The 21365-nt window shown below is 57.4% G+C and carries 21 protein-coding genes; 12 read left to right on the forward strand and 9 right to left on the reverse strand.

Going from position 1 to position 21365, the window contains the following annotated elements:
- Window positions 1–59: 59 nt before the first annotated feature.
- Window positions 60–830, reverse strand: coding sequence for a 3'(2'),5'-bisphosphate nucleotidase CysQ (gene cysQ, locus FKW31_RS09110; protein WP_170315309.1), 771 nt, complete (start codon window positions 828–830; stop codon window positions 60–62).
- Window positions 831–974: 144 nt separating this feature from the next.
- On the opposite strand from cysQ, the gene FKW31_RS09115 reads away from it, so the two are divergent.
- Entirely contained in the window at window positions 975–2459 is a 1485-nt protein-coding gene (locus FKW31_RS09115; RefSeq protein WP_150178371.1) for a leucyl aminopeptidase, read from the forward strand.
- Window positions 2460–2520: 61 nt separating this feature from the next.
- On the opposite strand, the gene FKW31_RS09120 is transcribed toward FKW31_RS09115, so the two are convergent.
- Complete coding sequence (locus tag FKW31_RS09120) at window positions 2521–2967, reverse strand: DNA polymerase III subunit chi (protein WP_006116279.1); 447 nt, start codon at window positions 2965–2967, stop codon at window positions 2521–2523.
- A 106-nt stretch (window positions 2968–3073) separates the two neighbouring features.
- Here FKW31_RS09120 and FKW31_RS09125 point away from each other — a divergent pair, with 106 nt between their 5' ends.
- Window positions 3074–3928, forward strand: coding sequence for an aldo/keto reductase (locus FKW31_RS09125; protein ID WP_150178372.1), 855 nt, complete (start codon window positions 3074–3076; stop codon window positions 3926–3928).
- 18 nt (window positions 3929–3946) lie between these two features.
- Here FKW31_RS09125 and FKW31_RS09130 read toward each other — a convergent pair whose 3' ends face one another.
- The 7 genes from FKW31_RS09130 to FKW31_RS09160 all read right to left on the reverse strand — a co-directional run bounded on the left by FKW31_RS09130 (window position 3947) and on the right by FKW31_RS09160 (window position 12567).
- Window positions 3947–5065 (reverse strand): S1C family serine protease, encoded by a 1119-nt coding sequence (locus tag FKW31_RS09130; RefSeq protein WP_006116276.1) that lies wholly within the window; start codon window positions 5063–5065, stop codon window positions 3947–3949.
- 138 nt (window positions 5066–5203) lie between these two features.
- Window positions 5204–7771 (reverse strand): ATP-dependent helicase HrpB, encoded by a 2568-nt coding sequence (gene hrpB, locus FKW31_RS09135; RefSeq protein WP_150178373.1) that lies wholly within the window; start codon window positions 7769–7771, stop codon window positions 5204–5206.
- Between the two features lie 98 nt (window positions 7772–7869).
- A complete protein-coding gene (locus FKW31_RS09140; RefSeq protein ID WP_150178403.1) occupies window positions 7870–8838 on the reverse strand; it encodes a hypothetical protein in 969 nt (322 codons plus the stop codon).
- Window positions 8839–8964: 126 nt separating this feature from the next.
- Window positions 8965–9915 carry an Hsp33 family molecular chaperone HslO gene (locus tag FKW31_RS09145; protein ID WP_006116272.1) on the reverse strand — a complete coding sequence of 317 codons (951 nt, stop codon included), beginning with the start codon at window positions 9913–9915 and terminating at the stop codon, window positions 8965–8967.
- A gap of 123 nt (window positions 9916–10038) precedes the next feature.
- Window positions 10039–10356: a hypothetical protein gene (locus FKW31_RS09150; protein WP_006116271.1), complete on the reverse strand. Its 318-nt coding sequence runs from the start codon at window positions 10354–10356 to the stop codon at window positions 10039–10041.
- 4 nt (window positions 10357–10360) lie between these two features.
- Window positions 10361–11347 (reverse strand): ornithine carbamoyltransferase, encoded by a 987-nt coding sequence (gene argF / locus FKW31_RS09155; protein WP_035354251.1) that lies wholly within the window; start codon window positions 11345–11347, stop codon window positions 10361–10363.
- Between the two features lie 11 nt (window positions 11348–11358).
- Window positions 11359–12567: an aspartate aminotransferase family protein gene (locus FKW31_RS09160; RefSeq protein ID WP_150178374.1), complete on the reverse strand. Its 1209-nt coding sequence runs from the start codon at window positions 12565–12567 to the stop codon at window positions 11359–11361.
- Window positions 12568–12805: 238 nt separating this feature from the next.
- Between FKW31_RS09160 and FKW31_RS09165 the strand changes: the two genes are divergently transcribed.
- The 10 genes from FKW31_RS09165 (at window position 12806) to FKW31_RS09210 (ending at window position 21349) form a co-directional block, all read left to right on the forward strand.
- A complete protein-coding gene (locus FKW31_RS09165) occupies window positions 12806–13465 on the forward strand; it encodes a RecX family transcriptional regulator (RefSeq protein WP_150178375.1) in 660 nt (219 codons plus the stop codon).
- On the forward strand, window positions 13462–13920 hold the full coding sequence (locus FKW31_RS09170) for a CHAP domain-containing protein (RefSeq protein WP_150178376.1): 459 nt from the start codon (window positions 13462–13464) through the stop codon (window positions 13918–13920). The genes FKW31_RS09165 and FKW31_RS09170 overlap by 4 nt, the downstream gene beginning before the upstream one ends.
- 129 nt (window positions 13921–14049) lie before the next feature.
- Complete coding sequence (locus tag FKW31_RS09175; RefSeq protein ID WP_004448930.1) at window positions 14050–14307, forward strand: twin-arginine translocase TatA/TatE family subunit; 258 nt, start codon at window positions 14050–14052, stop codon at window positions 14305–14307.
- A 33-nt stretch (window positions 14308–14340) separates the two neighbouring features.
- Window positions 14341–14964: a methylthioribulose 1-phosphate dehydratase gene (locus FKW31_RS09180; protein ID WP_150178377.1), complete on the forward strand. Its 624-nt coding sequence runs from the start codon at window positions 14341–14343 to the stop codon at window positions 14962–14964.
- Window positions 14961–15506 carry an acireductone dioxygenase gene (locus FKW31_RS09185; RefSeq protein WP_150178378.1) on the forward strand — a complete coding sequence of 182 codons (546 nt, stop codon included), beginning with the start codon at window positions 14961–14963 and terminating at the stop codon, window positions 15504–15506. The genes FKW31_RS09180 and FKW31_RS09185 overlap by 4 nt, the downstream gene beginning before the upstream one ends.
- 11 nt (window positions 15507–15517) lie before the next feature.
- Complete coding sequence (mtnC, locus tag FKW31_RS09190; RefSeq protein WP_006116264.1) at window positions 15518–16222, forward strand: acireductone synthase; 705 nt, start codon at window positions 15518–15520, stop codon at window positions 16220–16222.
- A gap of 2 nt (window positions 16223–16224) precedes the next feature.
- Window positions 16225–17172, forward strand: coding sequence for a bifunctional riboflavin kinase/FAD synthetase (locus FKW31_RS09195; protein ID WP_006116263.1), 948 nt, complete (start codon window positions 16225–16227; stop codon window positions 17170–17172).
- A gap of 172 nt (window positions 17173–17344) precedes the next feature.
- On the forward strand, window positions 17345–20260 hold the full coding sequence (ileS, locus tag FKW31_RS09200) for an isoleucine--tRNA ligase (protein ID WP_089178734.1): 2916 nt from the start codon (window positions 17345–17347) through the stop codon (window positions 20258–20260).
- The gene (gene lspA / locus FKW31_RS09205; protein ID WP_006116260.1) at window positions 20257–20772 is read left to right on the forward strand and encodes a signal peptidase II; all 516 of its coding nucleotides are present in this window, start codon (window positions 20257–20259) and stop codon (window positions 20770–20772) included. The genes ileS and lspA overlap by 4 nt, the downstream gene beginning before the upstream one ends.
- Window positions 20773–20818: 46 nt before the next feature.
- Window positions 20819–21349 (forward strand): DUF3035 domain-containing protein, encoded by a 531-nt coding sequence (locus FKW31_RS09210; protein ID WP_019089721.1) that lies wholly within the window; start codon window positions 20819–20821, stop codon window positions 21347–21349.
- The last annotated feature ends 16 nt before the right edge of the window (window positions 21350–21365 follow it).

Below are 21365 nucleotides of genomic sequence, written 5' to 3' on the forward strand. Positions count from 1 at the left end.
CCTGTTTGCTGCATTGGCCAGCCTGCGCATAAGGTTGGCCAAAGTGCAGCGTAATGGGTTTACAGCGTTCCGGTACAGACAAATGGCGGATTTTTCCAGCCCGTTTTGCCATAAACCAGCGGAGATCCATCCAGTAGCGTAATATTTCCGCCAGCGGCTTCTACAATAGCCTGCGGGGCTGCGGTATCCCATTCCATGGTGGGGCCAAGGCGTGGGTACAAATCTACCAGCCCTTCGGCCACGCGGGCAAATTTTACGGCGGAACCAATATTGCCCAGCTTGGCCACCGGGCGGCCGTTTAGATATTCCGCCAGCCGTTTATCATCCGCATGATGGCGAGAGGCCAGAACAGTCAGCCCTTCTGCCGGGGCTTTGCGCACATGAATGGGCTGCGTGCCGTTTTTATCTGTGCGGTGTGCGCCTAAACCAACACCGCCTGTGTAAAGCTGATGGTAAGCAGGCAGCGCCATTGCACCCAACACCGGCTGGCCATCACGCACCAGACCGATATTTACGGTAAAATCATCACGCCCGGCGGCAAATTCACGCGTGCCATCCAGCGGGTCCACCAGCCAGTAGGCGGGGGCTACAGCGGTCTGTTTGCCAGCGGCCACTTCTTCTTCCGCAATAACGGGAATATCCGGCGTTGCCGCCCGCAGGCCGCGCAGAATATGCGCTTCTGCTGCGTGGTCTGCCTCCGTTACGGGGGAAGAATCGGTTTTGGTTATGGTTTCAAAGCCGCGCGCACGAATTGTACGAATAATTTCAGCAGCTTCATCGGCCAGTCTGGCGGCTAGGGCCAGAAGGTCGGCATCGGTATGGCTTGTCATGCCGCTTAGCATACGCCAGCACGCGGGCTGCGTCATGCCTACAATTGCAAGCGCATGTCATGCACCCGCGGGCTTCCTATTGCCAAGCCGCCGGGGGAGACGTACGCAAGGAAGGATGAGTTTACAGAAAGGGCAGTAAACACCATGCTTCAGATCAAGTTTTCTTCCGCTACGCTGCCAGCCGGTGGCGCTCTGGCCATTTTGGTGCCGGAAGGGGAAAAGCGCTCTGCCATTTTTCAGGAAGCCGATAAAGCCACCAATGGCGCGCTAACCCGTGCAGCCAAAGCGGATGATTTTACAGGCAAGGAAGGCACCGCCTGCGTTGTGCTGGCGCCATCTGCTGCGTTTGAGCGCGTGGTGCTGATTGGCATTGGCAAGCCGGAAGCGGTAGATGCCTGGGCCGCAGAAAAGGCCGGGGGTGCAGCGGCATCTCACCTTGGCCGGGATGAGCAGGCCACGCTGGCAGTGGGTGATCTGTCTGGCGTGCTGGCCGCACACGCTGCACAGGGTGCTGTGCTGGGGGCTTACCACTTTGGGCTGTATCATGGCGCGCCAGATGCCAGCAAAAACCATCGGCTTGCCGTGCTTTCTGTTCTGACAGACCACGTAGATGCCGCAAATGAAGCATGGCCCTCTCTTTCCGCTGTAGCCCGTGGTGTGGTGCTAACGCGTGATCTGGTAACCGAACCTGCAAACGTGTTGAATCCGGTAGAATTTGCAGAGCGCGCCACCACATTAAAAAGCTTGGGGCTGGAAGTGGAAGTGCTGGACCGCGCAGCCATGGAAAAGCTGGGCTTTGGTGCACTGCTGGGTGTGGCACAGGGCAGTGCGAATGAACCGCGCACCGTTATCCTGCGCTGGAATGGTGCCGCCAACAAGGATGAAGCCCCGCTGGCCTTTATTGGCAAGGGTGTAACGTTTGATTCCGGCGGTATTTCCATCAAACCTGCCGCTGGCATGGAAGACATGAAGTGGGATATGGCAGGTGCCGCTACGGTAACCGGCCTGCTGACGGCACTGGCCGGGCGCAAAGCCAAGGTGAACGCTGTTGGTGTTGTGGGGTTGGTAGAAAACATGGTGTCCGGCACCGCCCAGCGCCCGGGCGATGTGGTGCGCAGTGCTTCTGGCCAGACCATTGAAGTGCTGAACACCGATGCCGAAGGCCGCTTGGTGCTGGCAGATATTCTTTGGTATGCGCGTGAACGTTTTGCACCACAGATTATGGTGGATCTGGCAACGCTTACCGGGGCCATTATTGTCAGCCTTGGGCATGAATATGCGGGCCTGTTCTCCAATAATGATCAGCTTGCAGCGGGCCTTGCAGATGCTGGCGCATTTGCGGGTGAAAAGCTGTGGCGTATGCCCATGGGCAAGGAATATGATGTTCAGCTAAAATCCGATATCGCGGATATGAAGAACATCAGCGGTGGCCGTGCCGGTGGTTCCATTACCGCAGCGCAGTTCCTGAAGCGCTTTGTGGGTGAAACAGCTTGGGCGCATCTGGATATTGCCGGTGTGGCTTGGGCATCCAAGGCGCAGAATGGTCAGCCCAAAGGGGCTACGGGCTTTGGTGTGCGTCTGCTTGATCGCTTTGTGCGTGATGGCTACGAATACGAACCAAAAGACTGAACCCGCTGTAATATAAAGCAGTTGGCATGATACCAAAGGCTGGAAGGGCGTTACGGTGAACTTACCGGGCGCGTTTCCAGCCTTTTTCTTCCTGCCGCCAATAAGCCAGTTCATGCCCGGCGGCTTTGGCGGCACTCCAGCGGGTGCGCGCGGCGGCTACGGCTTCCTCATCATGCCCGTCAAACAGGTCAAACACCCGTTCAAAATCTGCCAGATCGGGAAAGCTGCGGTTTTCCAGCAAAAAGAGAAAGCGTGCGGCATTGGGGGCATCTTCCCCCATACTCAGCCAGATAGGTTGCAAATCCGGGCAGGCAATGCCTTCGCGCCCATGTGGCAGCCATGTTGGGGTTGTAACCTTCCACAAGGTTTTATCCAGATCATCCAGCATGGGTTTGCTGGCGCACCACACAGCGGCTTTTTGCCCGCTGGCCAGTGTGCGGGCCAGCAGTTTGGGCAGTGCCTCGGTCACGCTTGTGCGCGTAAGGTGGTAAAAACCAATCTGTGTCATACGTGTTAGTATATCCAGCCTTACCTGCGGGCAGAAGGCTGATTGAGCGCGTTTAGAAAATTAACAGGCAGATAAGCCGCCTGTTTTGCAAAGGAGAACCGGCGCAATGGCAAACACAGTAACGCTGGCCGATGGTACTGTTCTACCCGCTTTAGGGGTAGGCACATGGAATATGGGTGAAGAACCCGCCCGTTGGCCAGAGGAAGTGGAAAGCCTGCGCTATGCCGTGCTGAACGGTGTGCAGGTGGTGGATACAGCCGAAATGTACGGCAATGGCCGCTCCGAAAGTGTGGTGGGTGAGGCCATCTATCCCTATCGCAAAAAGGTTTTTCTGGTTACCAAAGTATTGCCCTCAAACGCATCTAGCCAAGGTGTGGCGGAAAGTTGTCGGAAATCTTTGCGCCGTTTGGGAACAGATTGGATAGACCTGTACCTTCTGCACTGGCGGGGCGGTGTGCCGTTGGGCGAAACGATAGAGGCATTCAAAAAGCTGCAAAAAGAAGGCTTGATTCGCCATTGGGGTGTTTCAAACTTTGATACGGATGATGTGTATGAACTGGATGGCTGTTCCCGCATTGGGGAATGTGTTGCCAATCAGGTGCTTTACAATCTGGAACATCGCGGTGTGGAATATGATCTGCTGAAAACGGATTATCGGCGCAAGATTGTTACCATGGCGTATTCCCCCATCGGGCAGGGGCAGGAATTGCTTAAAAGCCCGGTTCTGGCAGATATTGCCAGCAGGCACAGTACGGTGCTTGGCCCGGCCACACCGGCACAAATTGCGTTGGCATGGGTGCTACGCCAGAACAACGTACTGGCTATTCCCAAAGCTGCCTCGCACGAGCACATGAAGCAGAATCTAGCTGCGCGAGATCTTGAATTAACAGAGCAGGATCTGGCGCAGTTGGATGCAGCGTTTCCGCCGCCTACCAAAAAAACACCACTGGATATGATCTAAAAAGCCGGAGCGTGGGGGCTATTTGCCCCCGTTGCCGTCCTCCCATTTAGGGCGGCGGCCAATGTGGATGGTAAGGGTTATGGGCTGGTTATTACGTAATACGTTTAACTGTGCATCCAGCCCCGGCTTGGCAGAAGCCACGGCGCGTATCATGGCGCGTGCGGTTTCTACGTGCTCATTGTTCATGCCCACAATGATATCGCCTTTTTTCAGCCCACCCTTGGCTGCGGGGCCGTTGCGATCCACTTCTGTAACCTGCGTGCCATTATGGGTCATAATATCTTCCAGCGTGGCGCCCAGCCAGCCGCGTTCAATATGCCCGGCTTGCCGCAGTGTTTCCACAATGGGGATAACAATTTCGGAGGGGATGGAAAACCCAAGCCCTACAGATCCGCCTGTGGGGGAAACAATGGCGGTGTTGAGCGCCACCACTTGCCCGGCAAGGTTAAACGTGGGGCCGCCAGAATTGCCGGGGTTTATGGGGGCATCCAGTTGCAGAAAATCATCAAACGGGCTGGTGCCAATATCGCGCCCACGGGCTGAAACAATACCAGCGGTAACAGATGAGCCCAAGCCAAACGGGTTGCCCGCAGCCATAATCCAATCTCCCACCTGCACCTGTCTGCTATCACCCCATGTGACATAGGGCAGAGGCTGTGGGGATCTGATTTTGATAACGGCAATATCCGTTAGGTTATCTATGCCTGCCAGCGTGGCGGTAAATTCCTTACCACTCGCAAGGGCAACGGTAATTTTATCTGCATCTTCCACCACGTGGCCATTTGTCACAATGGTGCCTTCGGGGTCTATAATAAAGCCCGAACCTGCCCCAAGCAGTTCATCCTGATGGCGGCGCATGCGTTCGCGGTAGCGCTTTTCCAGTGGGGTGCCTTTCACGGTGGATGGCAGCTTGTGTTTGGCGCTGGTATCTGAATCTCGCGTAACGGAAATATTAACAACAGCGGGCACAACCTTGCGCACCAAAGGCGCAAAGCTGATAGGGCCGCCAGAAACAAGCGGTACAGCGGGCTCGAATGTCGGGAGTGTTGCAGCCTGTGCTGAGTAATGCGCGCCTGTTTCCTGAAGGGAAAAGCAGGCTACGGCCAGTGCAGGCAGGTTCCGTAGAAGCATCTTCATGGAAATGGCAATAAAGCTCCAGACATTACAAACTTGTGGCCCGGATTATCTGCTTTATGCAACCGGCTATACGTGTTTGCCCTTGATCTGGTACGTTTTTATGGCGGTAGGGTGTTGTTTCCGCCACGCCCACATCTTCTAGCTGCGTTTGGCGCGTGGCCGCGCTGGGGCCAAAGCGGGGTTTTCTGGCCATTCGTGCTTGGGGTAACGCCCGCGCATATCGCGCCGCATATCTGCCCATCCCCCTTGCCAAAAGCCCGCCAGATCCGCCGTAATGGCCTGAGGCCGCCCTGCGGGAGAAAGTAACGCCAGCCGCAACGGCACGCGCCCCCCAGCTAATTTGGGCGTTTGTGCCGTGCCATAAAAGGTTTGGGCACGGGCCGAGGCCACAGGCACGGGCTGCGTATAATCCACCTCTGCCACACCGCTGGGGAAGGGCAGGGTGGTTGGCAGTTCCTTATCCAACCAGTTTGTGCGGGCGTAACCCAAATAAGTGCGGAGCAGGTTGAGTATATTCAATTCCCGTAATGCGGTGATGGATGTGCAGCCTTCAACATATGGGGTCAGCCATTCATCCATACAGCCAGCAAGGGCTGTGGAGGAAAAATCTGGCCAGCCTTCTTCCATACCGGCGCCATCGGGCAAGGTGCGGGCCAGTTCTACCCGCGCCTGAAGCTGCCGTACGGCATCTGACCAGTTGAGTGTAGTTTCTGGTGCTTCCTTGGCCTGAGCCAGCAGGAGCGGGCCTGCATCTTCCGGTTTTACTTTTTCTGTGCGGTCTCGCAGCACAAGGCAGCCAATACGGGTGCGCCTGCGGGCCATGATATTGCCCGATACAGGGTCCAGCGTGGTTTCAACCTGCTCACGCGTGCGCTCCAGCAGGGTTGGGGGCAGGGCGTTGCTTTCCAATGGGGCCGCCATGCGTATTTCGGCAGCAGTGCGCAGGTGTAGGCCTGCTACAGCCAGTAGCTTGTGTTTTGCCAGTCCGTCATCTCGGCGCAGGCGGGCATTGCTGCCATTGGCCATGCGGTAACTGCCTATATCTCCCCGGCACAAGGCAACCCGATCAGGAAAGCCAGCGGCCAGAAGGGCTGCGGCATCCCCCGCTGCCGGGTGGCGGGGCTTTAGCCCCATACGGGTGCGAAAACGTGCGGCAGCCTGCCGAATACGGGCCAAAGCGCCACGGTCTGCTTGCGGGTTGTTATCTTCCCCTGCAATCAGATCCAGCCGGAGGGTAATATCTGCGGGCGGAATAGGTGGCGGCCCACCACGCCCGGCAGCGCGTGGGCGCAGGGGGTCGCGCTCTTCCAGCAGGGCTGCTAGGTCTGCTGCCAGTGCGGCTTCCTCTGCCGTGCGGGCTGCCAGCATCATGGCGGCAAGGCGTGGGTGCGTGCCCAAATCGGCCATGTTGCGGCCAAGTTTTGTAATCTTGCCAGCATCATCCAGCGCACCCAGCAAAATCAGCAATTCCTTTGCGGCGGCTACCGCGCTGCCGGGTGGCTGATCTGGCAGCGGAAGCGGCGTATCGGCGGAGCCCACCGTATCTGCCCATAAAGCGGTTGCCAGCACAAAATCAGACAGATCAGCTTCCAGAATTTCTGGCCTGTCATGCTGGGGCAAAGCGCGTTCCGTGTGGGCAGACCATAGGCAGTAGGCCACACCCGGCGCTTCTCGTCCTGCACGGCCAGCGCGTTGCCGGGCGGCTGCCTTGGAAATGCGCACCGTATCCAGCCGGGAAAGCCCGGCCCCGGCATCAAACCGTGGCACACGGCGGAAGCCGCAATCCACCACAACGCGTACGCCGGGCACGGTAAGGGATGTTTCGGCAATGGAAGTGGCCAAAATAATCCGCCGTTCGCCCTCATTTCCGGGGCGCAGCACGCGGGCCTGTTCTGCTGGGTGGAGTTCACCATGCAGGGGCAGCACCGTGGCGGGTACGGTTTCTAACAGTTGCATGACCCGGCGGATTTCTCCCGTGCCAGGCAGAAAGGTGAGGATATCACCTTCTGTTTCAGCCAGGGCTTGCCGCACACCTGTTGCCGTGGCGGTGGCAATATCGCGCAGGCTAGGAATATCGTGCTTGGCATGGTGGACAGTAAGCGGGAACATCCGCCCTTCGCTTGTTAGCACAGGGGCATTCATCAGCGCGGCAAGGCGTTCTGTTTCCGCTGTGGCAGACATGGCCACAAGCCGCAGATCAGGCCGCAAAGTGCGTTGTAGATCCAGACAGAAAGCCAGCGCCAGATCTGCATCCAATGAGCGTTCGTGCACTTCGTCCAGAATAACGCAGGCTACGCCTTCCAGCATGGGGTCACCCAGCAGGCGGCGCAGGAACAAGCCTTCTGTCAGCACCTCAATACGGGTGCGGTCTGAAACAGCAGAATCTAAGCGGGTGCGGAACCCAACAAAACCGCCAACATCTTCCCCCATCAGCGATGCAATACGTTGGGCAGCGGCGCGGGCTGCCAGCCTGCGCGGCTCTAGCATGATGATTTTATCAGACGGTGCGCGCCATGCTGCTGCTGCCAACACGGGTGGAACAGATGTGGTTTTACCTGCCCCCGGAGGCGCTACTAAAATGGCTGATGCCGGATGGTCTGCTGTGGGGTTTTGAGCCAGTGCCGCGCAGAGTTCTGGCAGTACATCCTGCACAGGCAGGCCCTGCGCAATGGAAAACGGGTTCAGGCTAGGGGCAGAAGCAGTCATGCCATGCTTTATGGCGGCCCCACCGCCGCAGTGCAATATTACGTGGCGGTGGGGGCTATATGCGCCAGAATTTAAGGCGCTTTGCTGAGGAAACAGCCTTATTGAGGCTGAGATGGCAGCTTGAGATAGCCCGCTTTGGGAGACGTGGCCTTTGTAGAAGATGAACTGGAGGACGAATCATCATCCTCACCCGCCGGGAAAATGGCGTTGGGTTCACTGTCCTGCACTTTGGTGGCTGCGGCAGGCTTGGTTTCCGTTGTGCTGGTGGAAGAAGGCATTGTGGCATCTGTGGAAGGTGCAACAATAGGCGCGTTTTCCGGCACCGTTACGGGGGATGTCGCCTGCCCGGTTTTAGCCGCAGAAACGGGAGAAAGCGCTTCTTGCGTAGCACCAGCACTTGTAGCACCGGCAGCAGCCCCTGTGGTGGCATCTGTTGTGCCAGTATCTGAACCAGACGTAAGGGGCTGGGCCTGAATGGCGCCATCTACCGGCATACCTCCGGCATCCACCAGCCATTTACCCAAGGAGCGATGTACCTGTGTATCCAATTCGGTATTGATGCTGTCCATCATCCCTTTGGTTACGTTGTACAGGTTGGCTTGGCTTTCCGTATCCTCTGTGGGGTCTGGGTGCAGGCTCTGGGTGGCGTGGGCTTCTGTATGCGCGGTTTTGCTGCCATCGGGGTTAAGGATATCCAGATGCACATCTATCTGGCCCTGTAGCGTGCCGCCGGGTTCGTGCAGGATAGAAGCCCGATCAATTACAAACTGGGCGGAATTGGCGCTGGTAATGCCCCCTTTGGCGGCCAGCCTGTCCTGCACCATTTGGCGCAGGGCCTGCACGGGCGGGGTGGGGGATTTATAGCCGATATCGCCCGCAACCGGGTGGATTGCAGTGTTATCCACCAATGTCAGGGTATTTACGTTGAGGTTGATCTGGCTGAGGTTATCATAGCGCAGCGGTGCAAACTGCGTAGGCTGCTTCTGATCCGCGCAGCCTGCCAGCAGGGCAGGAAACAGCAGCGCGGCTGTTAGGCCAGAAAGGCGCATGCGGGAAAACAGCATCATGGCGCAAAACCTCTTGTAAACTTTATCCGACATTCTCAAAAATGCCTGCCTTTTGGCAAAGACCTTATACCAGCAGCGCCTTAAGATATTGCGCTTATGGCCCTGCTGGCAAACTTTGATGCTTTTTTACTGCGTCTGCGTGGCAATATTTTTGCGCGCAAAGCGGAAATCTACATTACAGAATTCGCATGTCATCACGATGTTCCCGTCATCTTGGCACATGTGGTCCAGATCATCTTGAGGGAAGGTTTCCAGCACATTGGCCAACCGTGCGCGGGAGCAGCGGCACCCAAAGGCCAAAGCCCGTGGCTGGCTGACATGCAGGTCTTCTTCATGGAAAAGCCGGTGCAAAAGCTGCAATGTTGGCAGGCTATCGTCCAGCAGTTCCTTGGTGGAAAGCGTGTCTGCCAGAATGGTGGCTGTTTCCCAGCTTGCCTCTGCGGCTTCATCTTCCACCACGTGGCTGCCGCCTTCGCCCGCAATGCGTTCCAGTATCAGGCCGCCTGCGCGCCAGCCTGCATCGGTCATCTGGCAGGCCAGCATAATCCAACAGGCGTGCTGTTCACTGCTAGCAAAGTAATGCATGGCCATTGCAGACAGGTCATCCCCCGCAATTTCCACAATACCCTGATGGCGATCCATCTCTGGGCCTTGATCCACCGTAAGGGCCATATAACCATCGCCCAGCAGTTCGCGGTCTGTGGGTTTGGGTGTTTCGGCCAGCAGGGTTTCCAGCGCTTCATCATCCGTGCGGGCGTAAAAGCGCAGGGCACCAGTGTTGGTGCAGTCTGCCACCAGCATGGAAACAGGGCCATCGCCCTTTATCTGGAGCGAGAAAGATCCTTGAAACTTCAGTGCCGAAGCCAAAGCCGCCACCAGTGCCAACGCCTTGCCAGCAAGGCGGGTAACGGGGGCTGGGTGATCATGCCGTGTGAGCAGCGTATCCGCCAGCACACCCAAACGCACCAGCCGGCCACGCACGGGCCGACCAGCCAGATAAAAAGGTGTTACACCACCGGGCACCACCAAATCGGGCACATCTGGGCGATCACGGTCAAGAAAAGCAGGTTTTTCCATGGGAATTTAAGTTTGTCCTGAGTCCATCAAGAATACGGGAATATCAAGAACATGCGCCTGATGCGTGCGGACTCGGAGGGTGCTTTTCAGGCGGACAAAAAGGAAAAAGCGAAAAGCAGGGGGTTACGCCCCTGCGGAAATATCCAGTTCCAGCTTTTCCAGCTTCTGTTCAAGGGCGCGGCCGGTTTCTGAATCCATGTTCAAGCCTTCCTTGAGCGCAAGCAGCAAACCCTTGCGGCAGGCATCGTGCTCGCTATCCAGATCTTCCGTGCGGCCACAGCCAGCCAGACAATCCAGATAAGAGTTGCGGAACGATGCCAGCTTTTCTGCCGGAAACGGCAACGTAGCCAGAATAGCGTCCAGACTGCTTTCCACCCAACCGGGGGTGGCGGGTGTATCTTCGGTAGATGTCATGGAAACTGTTCTGTCTGTGCCGCTCATGTGCTTATTCCTTGCCGAAAGAGGTCCAGTTTGTGCCGCCCATTGTCCATGCCAGCACGCCTTTCTGGGCATGAAGGCGGTTTTCTGCCTCATCAAACACCACAGAATGCGGGCCTTCAAACACGTCCTTGGTCACTTCCTCTCCTATATGGGCAGGCAGGCAGTGCATGAACAGGGCTTCTGGCGCAGCAAGGGCCATTAAATCTGCATTTACGCGGTAGGGTTCCAGCTTGCTCATGCGGCTGGCGGCTTCCTTGGGTGAATCGGACATGCTGATCCATGTATCCGTCACCACGCAATCTGCGCCTTTTACGGCAGCTTTGGGGTCTATCGTCCATTCCACATCACCGCCTTCGGCACGGGCCCAGTCCAGCACATCCTGCGGGGGCTTCATGTCTGCGGGGGTGGCGGCACGCAGGGCAAAGCCAAAACGCACGGCCCCTTCAATAAGGGAAACCAGCACGTTGTTGCCATCCCCCGTCCACGCAAAGGTGCGCCCACGCACAGGGCCGCGGTGTTCCTCAAATGTCATGATATCGGCGAGAATCTGCACCGGGTGAGAATGAGGTGTAAGACCATTGATAACAGGCACCGTGCTCCATTGTGCCAGTTCGTGCAGGGTTTTTGTATTGCCCGTGCGCAGCATAATGGCATCTACAAAGCGGGAGAGCACACGGGCCGTATCGGCAATGCTTTCACCCCGGCCAATCTGCATTTCCTGCGGGCTGAGCACCACGGCATCGCCCCCAAGCTGGCGAATACCCACTTCGAAAGAAACACGCGTGCGGGTGGAAGGCTTGGAAAGGATAAGCCCCAACTGCCGCCCGGCCAGCGGCTGGCGTGGGTGCAGCGGAAACCGACGCTTCTGCTGCATGCGCTTCATGCTGGCGGCTACATCCAGAATCTGGCGCAATGTGGCGGCATCCAGATCTTTCAGATCCAGAAAATGGCGTGGCGTAGCCAAAGAGGCAGAAGGCAGGGCAGTGGTCATATTGGCGGCGCTCACGCTGTTGGCTCCAGAACTGTTTTGTTGTTATGATTTTTTCTGATGGTGCTGACAGCCTGCGCCAGCAGAGCCACAGCTTGGCGGCATTCTTCTTCGGAAACAGTAAGTGGAGGCACCACGCGCAGCACGTTATCGCCCGCCGTAACACACAAAAGGCCCGCATCCTGCGCGGCACCCTGCACATCGCCCACTGCGGGCACGCAGCGCAGGCCAATCAGCAGGCCAAGACCACGGCGCTGGGCAAAAATATCTGGTGCATCTGCCACCAGGCTATCCAGCAGCTCATCCAGCAGAGCCGCGCGGGCGCAAACCTGATCCAAAAATCCGGGGGCCAGAATAACATCCAGCACAGCGTTGCCAGCCGCACAGGCCAGCGGATTGCCGCCAAATGTGGTGCCATGTGTGCCCGGTGTCATGGCCTTGGCAATGGTTTCCGTGGTAAGGATAGCCCCAATGGGGAAGCCCCCACCCAAACCTTTGGCTGTGCTGATAATATCCGGCTTAATGCCTGCCCATTCATGCGCAAACAGGCGGCCTGTGCGGCCCACGCCACACTGCACTTCATCCAGCACCAGCAGCACGCCGGTTTCATTGCACAATGCGCGCAGGGCTTGCAGATATTCCGGGCTGGCCACCTTGATACCGCTTTCACCCTGAATAGGCTCCAGCATCACGGCTGCGGTATTGGGGGTAATGGCGGCTTTTACGGCTTCGATATCGTTAAACGGAACGTGCAGAAAGCCTTTTACAGGCTCACCAAAGCCTTCCAGATATTTGGGGTTGCCTGTGGCGGACAGCATAGCCAGCGTGCGGCCATGAAAAGCCCCATCCATGCAGATAATATCTGTGCGTTCGGGGTGGCCTGCCATCATTTGGGCGCGGCGAGCCATCTTCACCATGCCTTCGTTGGCTTCTGCGCCGGAATTGCAGAAGAACACGCTATCGGCAAAGGAATGTTCCACCAGCCTGCAGGCCAGTTTTTCCGCTTGCGGAATCTGGAACAGGTTGGAAACGTGCATCACCTTTGCGGCCTGTGTGCTAATGGCTTCCACCATCTTGGGGTGTGCGTGGCCAATAGAGCACGTGGCAATACCCGCAGCAAAGTCCAGGAATCGTCGCCCGTCCGACGTTTGCAGCCAGGAGCCTTCTCCCCGCTCAAAGGCGAGATCAGCGCGCTTGTATGTCGGCATCAGGGCAGAAATCATGGAATCTGGTCTTTGTGTTGGCGGTTGTTGAACCTGCAAGGTGAGAAGTGGAATGCAGAACGAAAAACGCCCGCTGCCTTGATATAAGGTGAGCGGGCGGCCCGTATTGCGGGCGTATCATGGCCTTTTGTGCAGATTAAAGTCAAATATTCTGTGTGAAAAAATTCTGCATACGCAACATGCGCGGCATGGCCCGTTGCGTATTTTCCTACACGCAAGGAGTGGGTAAGAAAGAGGGATGATGCATTCTGGTTCTTCTTCATCTGCCCACACATCATCGGGGTTTCCGCAGCTTGATCGTCGCGTGTTGCGAGAGGCCGCGTTGGCGCATCTGGCACGGTTTGGCACCACGCGCCACGGGTTGGAACAAGTGCTTTTGCGCCGCATTGCGCGGTGGGAGAAACAGGCCCTTAAAGCCGGGGCAGATACGGAAGAAGTGGCCGAAGCCGTGCAGGCGCTGCGCCCCGTGGTGGCTGAAATATCAGAAGAAATGGTGCGCCTTGGCGCTGTGGACGATGCCAGTTTTGCCACATCCCGCGCGCGCAGGTTGGTGCGGTCTGGCCGATCTGGCCGTGCGGTGCAGGCGCATCTGGCCGCACGCGGCGTGGAGGCTGATCTGCGCGATGCCGCCTTGCAGGATGCGGTGGAAGGGTTTTCTCCTGCGCAAAGGGAGTTATGTGCGGCGCTGGTTCTGGCCCGCAAGCGCAGGATGGGGCCATTTGCCACGCCTTATGTTGCGGATGATGAGGTGGAGAGTGAGCAGGCTCTTGCCCGCAGGCACAAGGCGCTGGGTGTGCTGGCCCGCGCGGGCTATGCGCGGGATGTGGCGGAACAGGTTTTGGATATGTCTCCTGCAGAAGCGGAGGACTGGATGCAACGTTTGAGGGCCGAATCGTGAAGCGTAGCCTTGTTCTTATTCTGCCTTTATTACTTGCTGCCTGTGCGGGTGGGCGTGGAAGTTGGAATGGATCTGTGCAGTGCGCGCCCTATGCGCGGGAACACTCCGCCATAAACCTGCGGGGTGCTGCGGCAAGTTGGTGGGGGGAAGCGCAGGGGCAATATAGCCGCACGTCCTCGCCCCGCGCAGGGGATGTTCTGGTGTTTCGGTCTACCGGCAGGCTGCCGTCAGGCCATGTTTCTGTTGTGAAACAAGTGCGGAATTCACGCATGGTGTTGGTGGACCATGCCAATTGGGAGCCGGGGCAAGTCACGCGCCATGCTCCTGTTGTTGATGTTTCCCCTAATAATAACTGGACACGTGTGCGCGTGTGGTGGAGCCCCATTCATGCCATGGGCAAAACGGTTTATCCGGTTTATGGCTTTATTGAACCAACGGGCACGGGTGGCAGTTAGCACCCAATAGGCGGGTAGGCCGCGTAAGGAAAAACTTGCAAGAAAGTGTTTCCGCCATCATGTACAAACTGAGGATGTGCAGCACACGCTCATTTTGGGCGCGTAATGCAAGTGTAGGGGACTGGTTTGATGGGTAGCTTGAGTATCTGGCACTGGCTGATCGTGCTTGTAGTTGTGCTTGTTGTTTTTGGCGGTGGCGGCAAGATCAGCTCGCTGATGGGCGATATGGCCAAGGGCATCAAATCCTTCAAGAAGCACATGGCGGATGATGAACCGATGGATGATGGCACGGCACGCCCCGGCAACGGGCATATTGCCCCACCTCCTGCATCTTCCACAGTGGAGCAGCGCACGGCTGCACCAGCGGATAAATCTGTCCAGCCGTAAGGCGCTGGCAGTTTAAGACGGGCAGATAACGCCATGGATCAAACCGTTACGGATTTTGCCCGTGCCGTGCAGGATATTCTGCTTGCCGGACAGCGTATGGATCAGCGCGGGTGGGTGCCTGCAACGGCAGGTAATATCAGCCGCAGGCTGGCGGATGGCCGCATAGCCATTACGCGCTCAGGTTGCCACAAAGGCTTTTTGCAAGCCGCAGACGTAATTACTGTGGATATGCAGGGCAAACCGCATAGCCCGGAAAATCGGCCCAGTGCGGAAACGCTGCTGCATTGCCAGATTTACCGCCAGTTCCCCCATGTGGGCGCAGTGCTGCACGGGCATTCCGTGGCCTCCACTGTTCTGTCTATGGAGGAAGAAACAGCCGCACTTACACTGGCGGACTACGAAGTTCTGAAAGTGTTTGAAGGGCAGACCACGCACGAAACATCCGTGCAGGTGCCCTTGTTTGAGAACGATCAGGACATTGCGCGGCTGGCGGAAGTTGTGGAACCGTTTTTTGGTAGGGGTATGCCTGCGGGCTACATTATCCGAGGCCACGGTGTGTATGTGTGGGGCAAGGATATGCCCACCGCCCTTGCGCGGTTGGAGGGGCTGGAGTTCCTGCTGGCCTGCGCGCTTGAGCGAAGGAAGCTGCACGTATGAGTTCCCTGACAGTTTACAAAGATACCACCCCCGAGCACCCCGTGCTGCAAACGCAGGACCCGGCAGAAATGGCGCGCGTTCTGGCCCCGCTAGGTGTGCGGTTTGAGCGTTGGGAAGGCCCACAGATTCCCCCAAGGGATGCGGACGAACAGGCCGTGCTGGATGTGTATGGCCCATTTTTGGACAAGCTGATGGGTGAAACCGGCGCAGGCTCTGCCGATGTGCTGCGTGTTAGCCCTTCTACGCCTAACAGAGAGGCCTTGCGGGACAAGTTCTTGTCCGAACATACGCATAGTGAAGATGAAATCCGCTTTTTTGTGCATGGTAGCGGGCACTTCATCCTGCACATTGCTGGCTATGTTTACGATGTGGAATGCACGCAAACCGATCTGATTTCTGTGCCTGAAGGTACAAAGCACTGGTTTGATGCCGGGCCAGAGCCAGATATGGTCACGCTGCGTATTTTCACACACAAGGAAGGCTGGGTAGCCCGCTATACAGGCACCGATATTGCCCGGCAGTTTCCATCTTACGAAAACTGATTGAGGGCATAATGGCCGATACCCGGATTCCTCCGCGCGTGGTGCTGCTGGATATTGAAGGCACCACCCTGCCTGTGGCTTTTGTGCATAAAGTGCTGTTTCCCTACGCGCGCAAACACCTGCCCGCATTGCTGGAACAGCACGAAAACCCAGTGGTGCAGGAAGCATTGGCACAGATTGCCCAAGAAGCCCCCGGCGTGCCCCCGCTGGAGCAGCTTGAACGCTGGATGGCGCAAGATGCCAAAGTTGCCCCGCTTAAAAGCCTGCAAGGCCTGTGCTGGCAGCAGGGTTATGAAAAAGGGGAGCTGGAAGCCCAGCTTTACTCGGATGTTGAGCCTACCTTAAAGGCATGGAAAGCTGCAGGCCTTACGCTTGCAGTGTATTCCTCTGGCTCCGAAGCCGCGCAGAAGCTGATTTATGGCTATACCGAGCAGGGGAACCTGACCTCGCTTTTCAGCGCGTTTTTTGATCTGCGCGTTGGTGGTAAGAAAAGCGCACAAAGTTATCGCCATATTCTGGAACAAAGTGGCTGGCAGGGGCAGGATGTGCTGTTTCTGTCCGATGTGGTGGCAGAATTGGATGCAGCAGCCCAAGCTGGTTTGCGTGTATGCCAGATTGCCCGCCCGGAAGATGGCACGGTGGCAGGTACCACCCACCCTGTAGCGCAATCTCTGCCGCAGGCGGGGCAGATGTTCGGCCTGCCGGAAGGAGCATAAAAGTGCTGAAAGCACAGTTGCACACAAACTGGCGGGATATTCCGCCAGAAGCGCACGGCTGTGCGGCAGCGCTTGGCAATTTTGATGGTGTGCATCTGGGCCACGCCCATCTGGTTCATTCCACCCACGCGGCCCGCCCAGATCTGCCCTTGGCGGTGGTAACGTTTGAACCCCACCCGCGAGAACTCTTTCGCCCGCAGGATCCACCATTCCGCCTGAGCTTGCCGGATGAGCGCTTTGCCGCCCTACAGGCGTTAGGTGTGCAGCATGTATTCCAGATCGGGTTTGATGAAGCATTTTCCCGCATGACGGCGGAGCGGTTTGTAGAAGACGTGCTGCACGATGCCCTGTGCCTGCGCCACGTTGCTTGTGGGCCAGATTTTGCATTCGGGTATCGCCGTGGGGGCGATGTTACGTTCTTGGCCGAACGCACGGGCGAGCTAGGCATGGGCTTTACATCCGTGCCCGCATTGGCAGATGCCGCCGGGCCGTATTCCTCCACCCGTATCCGACGGCTGTTGCAGGAAGGATACCCCGAACGTGCTACGGAAGAGCTTGGTCGTCCGTGGTTTATTCGTGGCCAAGTGCAGCATGGTGATAAGCGCGGGCGTTTGCTGGGCTTCCCGACAGCCAACATTCCGCTTGGGCGGCATTTAGAGCCCGCACGTGGGGTTTACGCCGTAACGGTGCGCCTGCCCGGCGGCTATACGCGGCCCGGCGTGGCCAATATTGGCCGCAGGCCCACCATTAACGATGGGCAGGAAAGCCGCGTAGAAGTGAACCTGTTTGACTTTGACGGTGATCTGTACGGCCAAACGCTTTCTGTGGCGTTGCACAAAATGTTGCGGCCAGAACAGCGTTTTGCCGGGCTGGATGAACTCAAAGCCCAGATTGCGCAGGATGCGCAGCAGGCACGCATGGTTCTGAACGCCGAACTGGCAGGCATATAACCCTCTATAAAAGCGCTGGCAGATGGGGCAGAATATATTTTGCGGCTGCAATGTGGCCGTTCATGCTTGACCCTGCGCTTGTCCTTTTTGATAAGAGCCTGAATGCAAGATGGTTTGACCAGCATATGCGGGGCCAGACCATGAACCCGAACTGAAGTGACATCACCCGCTCATGACCACATCCAGCAGCGACCAGGACACCCAATCCCCCGCCGATCTGTATCGTGATACGGTGTTCCTGCCCCGTACCTCTTTCCCCATGCGCGGGGGCCTGCCAAAGCAGGAACCTCAGTGGCTGAAAAAGTGGGCAGAAACCGGGCTGGATGCGCGGCTGAAACAGCAGGCGGAAGGGCGGCCTGTCTTTACGTTGCATGATGGCCCCCCATACGCCAATGGTCACCTGCACATTGGCCATGCCATGAACAAGATCAACAAGGATGTGATCAATCGTGCGCATCGCATGTCCGGTTATGGTGTGCGCTATGTGCCGGGGTGGGATTGCCACGGCCTTCCGATTGAATGGAAGGTGGAAGAAAAATACCGCAAGGCAAAGAAAGACAAGGATTCCGTGCCTGTGCTGGAATTCCGTGCTGAATGCCGGGCTTATGCGGGTGAGTGGCTGAATATCCAGATGCAGGAGTTCCAGCGGCTTGGCGTGCAGGCGGAATGGCAGAATCGCTACGCCACCATGGATTTCTCATCCGAAGCAGCCATTGTAAATGAAATTGGCAAGTTCCTGCTTAACGGGCGGCTGTATCGTGGCCTGCGCCCCGTTATGTGGAGCCCGGTTGAAAAAACCGCTCTGGCCGAAGCCGAAATTGAATATCACGATCACACATCCACCACCATTCTGGTGGCCTTTCCGGTTGTAAGAGACCCCACGCCAGCCCATGCGCTGGAGGATGTGTCTGTTGTGATCTGGACCACCACCCCGTGGACCATCCCCGGTAACCGTGCTTTGGCGTATGGGCCAGAAATTACCTACGTGGTGCTGCGGGTGGATGAAACGGGTGAGGGCGCATTGCTTGAACCCGGCGCAAAGGTGCTGGTGGCCGAAGCGTTGGTGGAGGCCTTCTGCCAGGAAGCCCACGTTACCGCGCACCATATTCTCTACACCCTGCCGGGTAGCGCGCTGAAGGGGGCTGTATGCGCCCATCCGCTGCGTGGCGCCGGGTATGATTTTGATGTGCCCATGTTGCCGGGTGAATTTGTCACCACCGAGGCTGGTACTGGCCTTGTGCACATGGCGCCTTCTCATGGTGAGGATGACTTCCAGCTTTGCCGCATGTACGGCGTGGAAGTGCCGGAAGTTGTGCAGGCCGATGGCACATATGCTCCGTGGGTGGCAGGCTTTGCAGGTACACACGTGTTCAAGGCGGCCGATGTTGTGTGCTCCACGCTGGAAGCGGTGATGGAACACGCCAACGCCAACGGCACAGCTCCGGCTGGCTTGGTGGGGCGTGGTGAGATTGTGCATTCCTACCCGCATTCATGGCGTTCCCGCGCTCCGGTTATCTACCGTGCCACGCCGCAGTGGTTCATCCGCATGGATGGTGAAGATTCGCTGCGTGAAAAAGCCCTTAAAGCGCTGGAAGATGTTACATTCGTGCCTGCACAGGCGCGCAACCGCTTAACATCCATGATCCGCACCCGGCCAGATTGGTGCATTAGCCGCCAGCGCGCATGGGGCGTGCCTATTGCCGTGTTTGTTGAAAAACGCACTGGCGAAGTGCTGCGCGATGCCGATGTGATGCAGCGCGTGGTAGCGGCCTTTCAGGAAGAAGGGGCAGATGCCTGGTATAGTTCTGAACCTGCACGCTTCCTCGGCCCGGATCGGAACCCGGATGACTACGATCAGGTGTTCGATATTGTGGATGTGTGGTTTGAAAGTGGCTCCACCCACGCCTTCGTGCTGGGCCATCCGGGATTGAACTTTCCTGCCGACCTGTACCTGGAAGGCTCAGACCAGCATCGTGGCTGGTTCCAGTCCTCCCTGCTGGAAAGTGTCGGCACGCGCGGGGTTTCACCTTACAAAGCAGTCGTTACCAACGGTTTTGTTCTGGATGAACAAGGCCGCAAAATGTCCAAATCCCTCGGCAACGTGATTGCCCCGCAGGATGTGAATGACAGCTTGGGTGCAGATGTGCTGCGCCTGTGGGTGGTAAACTCCGATACCAATGATGATTTGCGCATTGGCAAGGAAATTCTCAAACAGCAGGGCGAACTTTACCGCCGCCTGCGCAACACGTTGCGTTGGCTGCTGGGTGCGCTGGATGGCTACACAGAAGCAGAAGCCGTGCCTTATGCTGAACTGCCAGAGCTGGAACGCTGGGTGCTGCATCGCCTAACAGAACTGGGCGGCCTGATTGCGCGCGCGGTGGAAACGCATGAATGGGTGGGTGTGTATCCGGCCCTGCATGGGTTCTGCACCACGGATCTGTCTGCTTTCTACTTTGATATCCGTAAGGATGCGCTGTATTGCGATGCGCCTTCCGACCCCACACGCCGCGCAGCCCGCACAGTGCTGGATATCCTGCACCGGTGCTTAACAACATGGTTGGCCCCCGTGCTGGTGTTTACGGCGGAAGAAGCATGGACATCCCGCTTTGGGCCAGACCAGAGCGTGCATGAACAGGCATTTCCTGAACTGCCAGCAGAATGGAATGACCCGGCATTGGATGAACGCTGGGCGCGTATCCGTTCCGTGCGGCGTATCATTACCACGGAAATTGAAGGCGCCCGGCGCGAAGGCATTATTGGCTCTTCCCTTCAGGCGCAGGTTGAACTGACGTTTTCTGAGGAAGAAGCTGCACTGTTTGCTGGTGTAAACTGGAGCGAACTGGCCATTGTCTCCCACGTGGATGTGGTGGTGGACCCCACGTCTTCCTCCATTTACGTGGAAGGGGATGAAGGCGGCACGCTGCATGGTGCTCCGGTTGTGCAGGTTGCGGACGGTGAAAAATGCGTGCGCTGCTGGAAGGTTCTGCCAGAAACTGGCACGCGGGATGATTACGCAGGCCTGTGCCTGCGCTGCGCCGATGTGGTGGAAGAACAGGGCGGCCCACGCGCAGGGCAGGAGGGCGCGTGAGTTCTCGCCCCTTCATGCTGCGTCCGGCAGGACTTGGCCTGCTGATGCTGATGCTTACTCTTTCAGCAGATCAACTGAGTAAATATTGGATTCTGTACGGGCTGGATCTGCCCGCACGGGGTTCTGTTAAAGTGCTGCCGTTCCTTAACTTCACTATGGTATGGAATCACGCCGTTACTTTTGGCATGTTTGGCGGCCTTGGCGGGGCAGGGCGGATTGTATTTTCCGCCATTGCGCTGGCCGTGGCCTGCTGCCTGCTGGTATGGATTTTTCGCACCCACAGCAAACTAACCGCTGCATGCGTTGGGGCCATTACAGGCGGGGCCATTGGCAACGTTATGGACCGTGTGCGCTATGGGGCCGTGGTGGATTTTCTGCATGCCCACGCTTTTGGGTGGTCATGGTATGTATTCAACGTGGCAGATTCCGCTATAGTATGCGCCGTATGTATGCTGCTGGTGCAGAATTTTCTGGCAGGCGGGCAGCAACAAGACAACGTAAAAACCGGGTAACCCCCAAAGGGCTGGGTGTTTTTTCAGGATGAGTGGAAGGCAGACGATGGCGCGCCGTGTTTCGACACTGATTTCTCCGCTGCTGCTTCTTGGCGGCTGCTTTTTGCTAAGTGGCTGCTCAGGAAACGAAGCCGCCCGTGCTTTCGGGCTGGAACGCAGCCTGCCGGATGAATACACGGTTACAACCCGTGCTCCGCTTTCCATGCCGCCATCAGATGAGCTGGTAAAGCCTTCAAAGGGTGATGATCGCAGGCAGGATGAAAGTGAACGCCTGCAGGCGCTGGAAACACTTTCCCCCGATGTGGCGCTGCGCGGCACAAATGGTGATACCAGTGAAGGCCAGACCATTTTGGTGAATGAAGCCACAGAGGCATCGGATGCGCCAGACCGGGGAGAACTGGGTGAAGCCGGTTCGGGCTTTGTGCAGGAACTGATGTTCTGGAAAGGCGGCAAGGCCGGGGGTGTCGTGGATGCGGATGGAGAAAACCGCCGCCTGAAAACCAATGCGGCCTTGGGCAATTCACCCACCAAAGGCGTTACACCTACACAGCACCCCAAAGGCTCCGGTCTGTTCTGATCGGAAAGGTCTGACG

It is taken from the genome of Acetobacter sp. DmW_136, assembly GCF_008690365.1.
Classification (GTDB): Bacteria; Pseudomonadota; Alphaproteobacteria; order Acetobacterales; family Acetobacteraceae; genus Acetobacter; species Acetobacter oryzifermentans.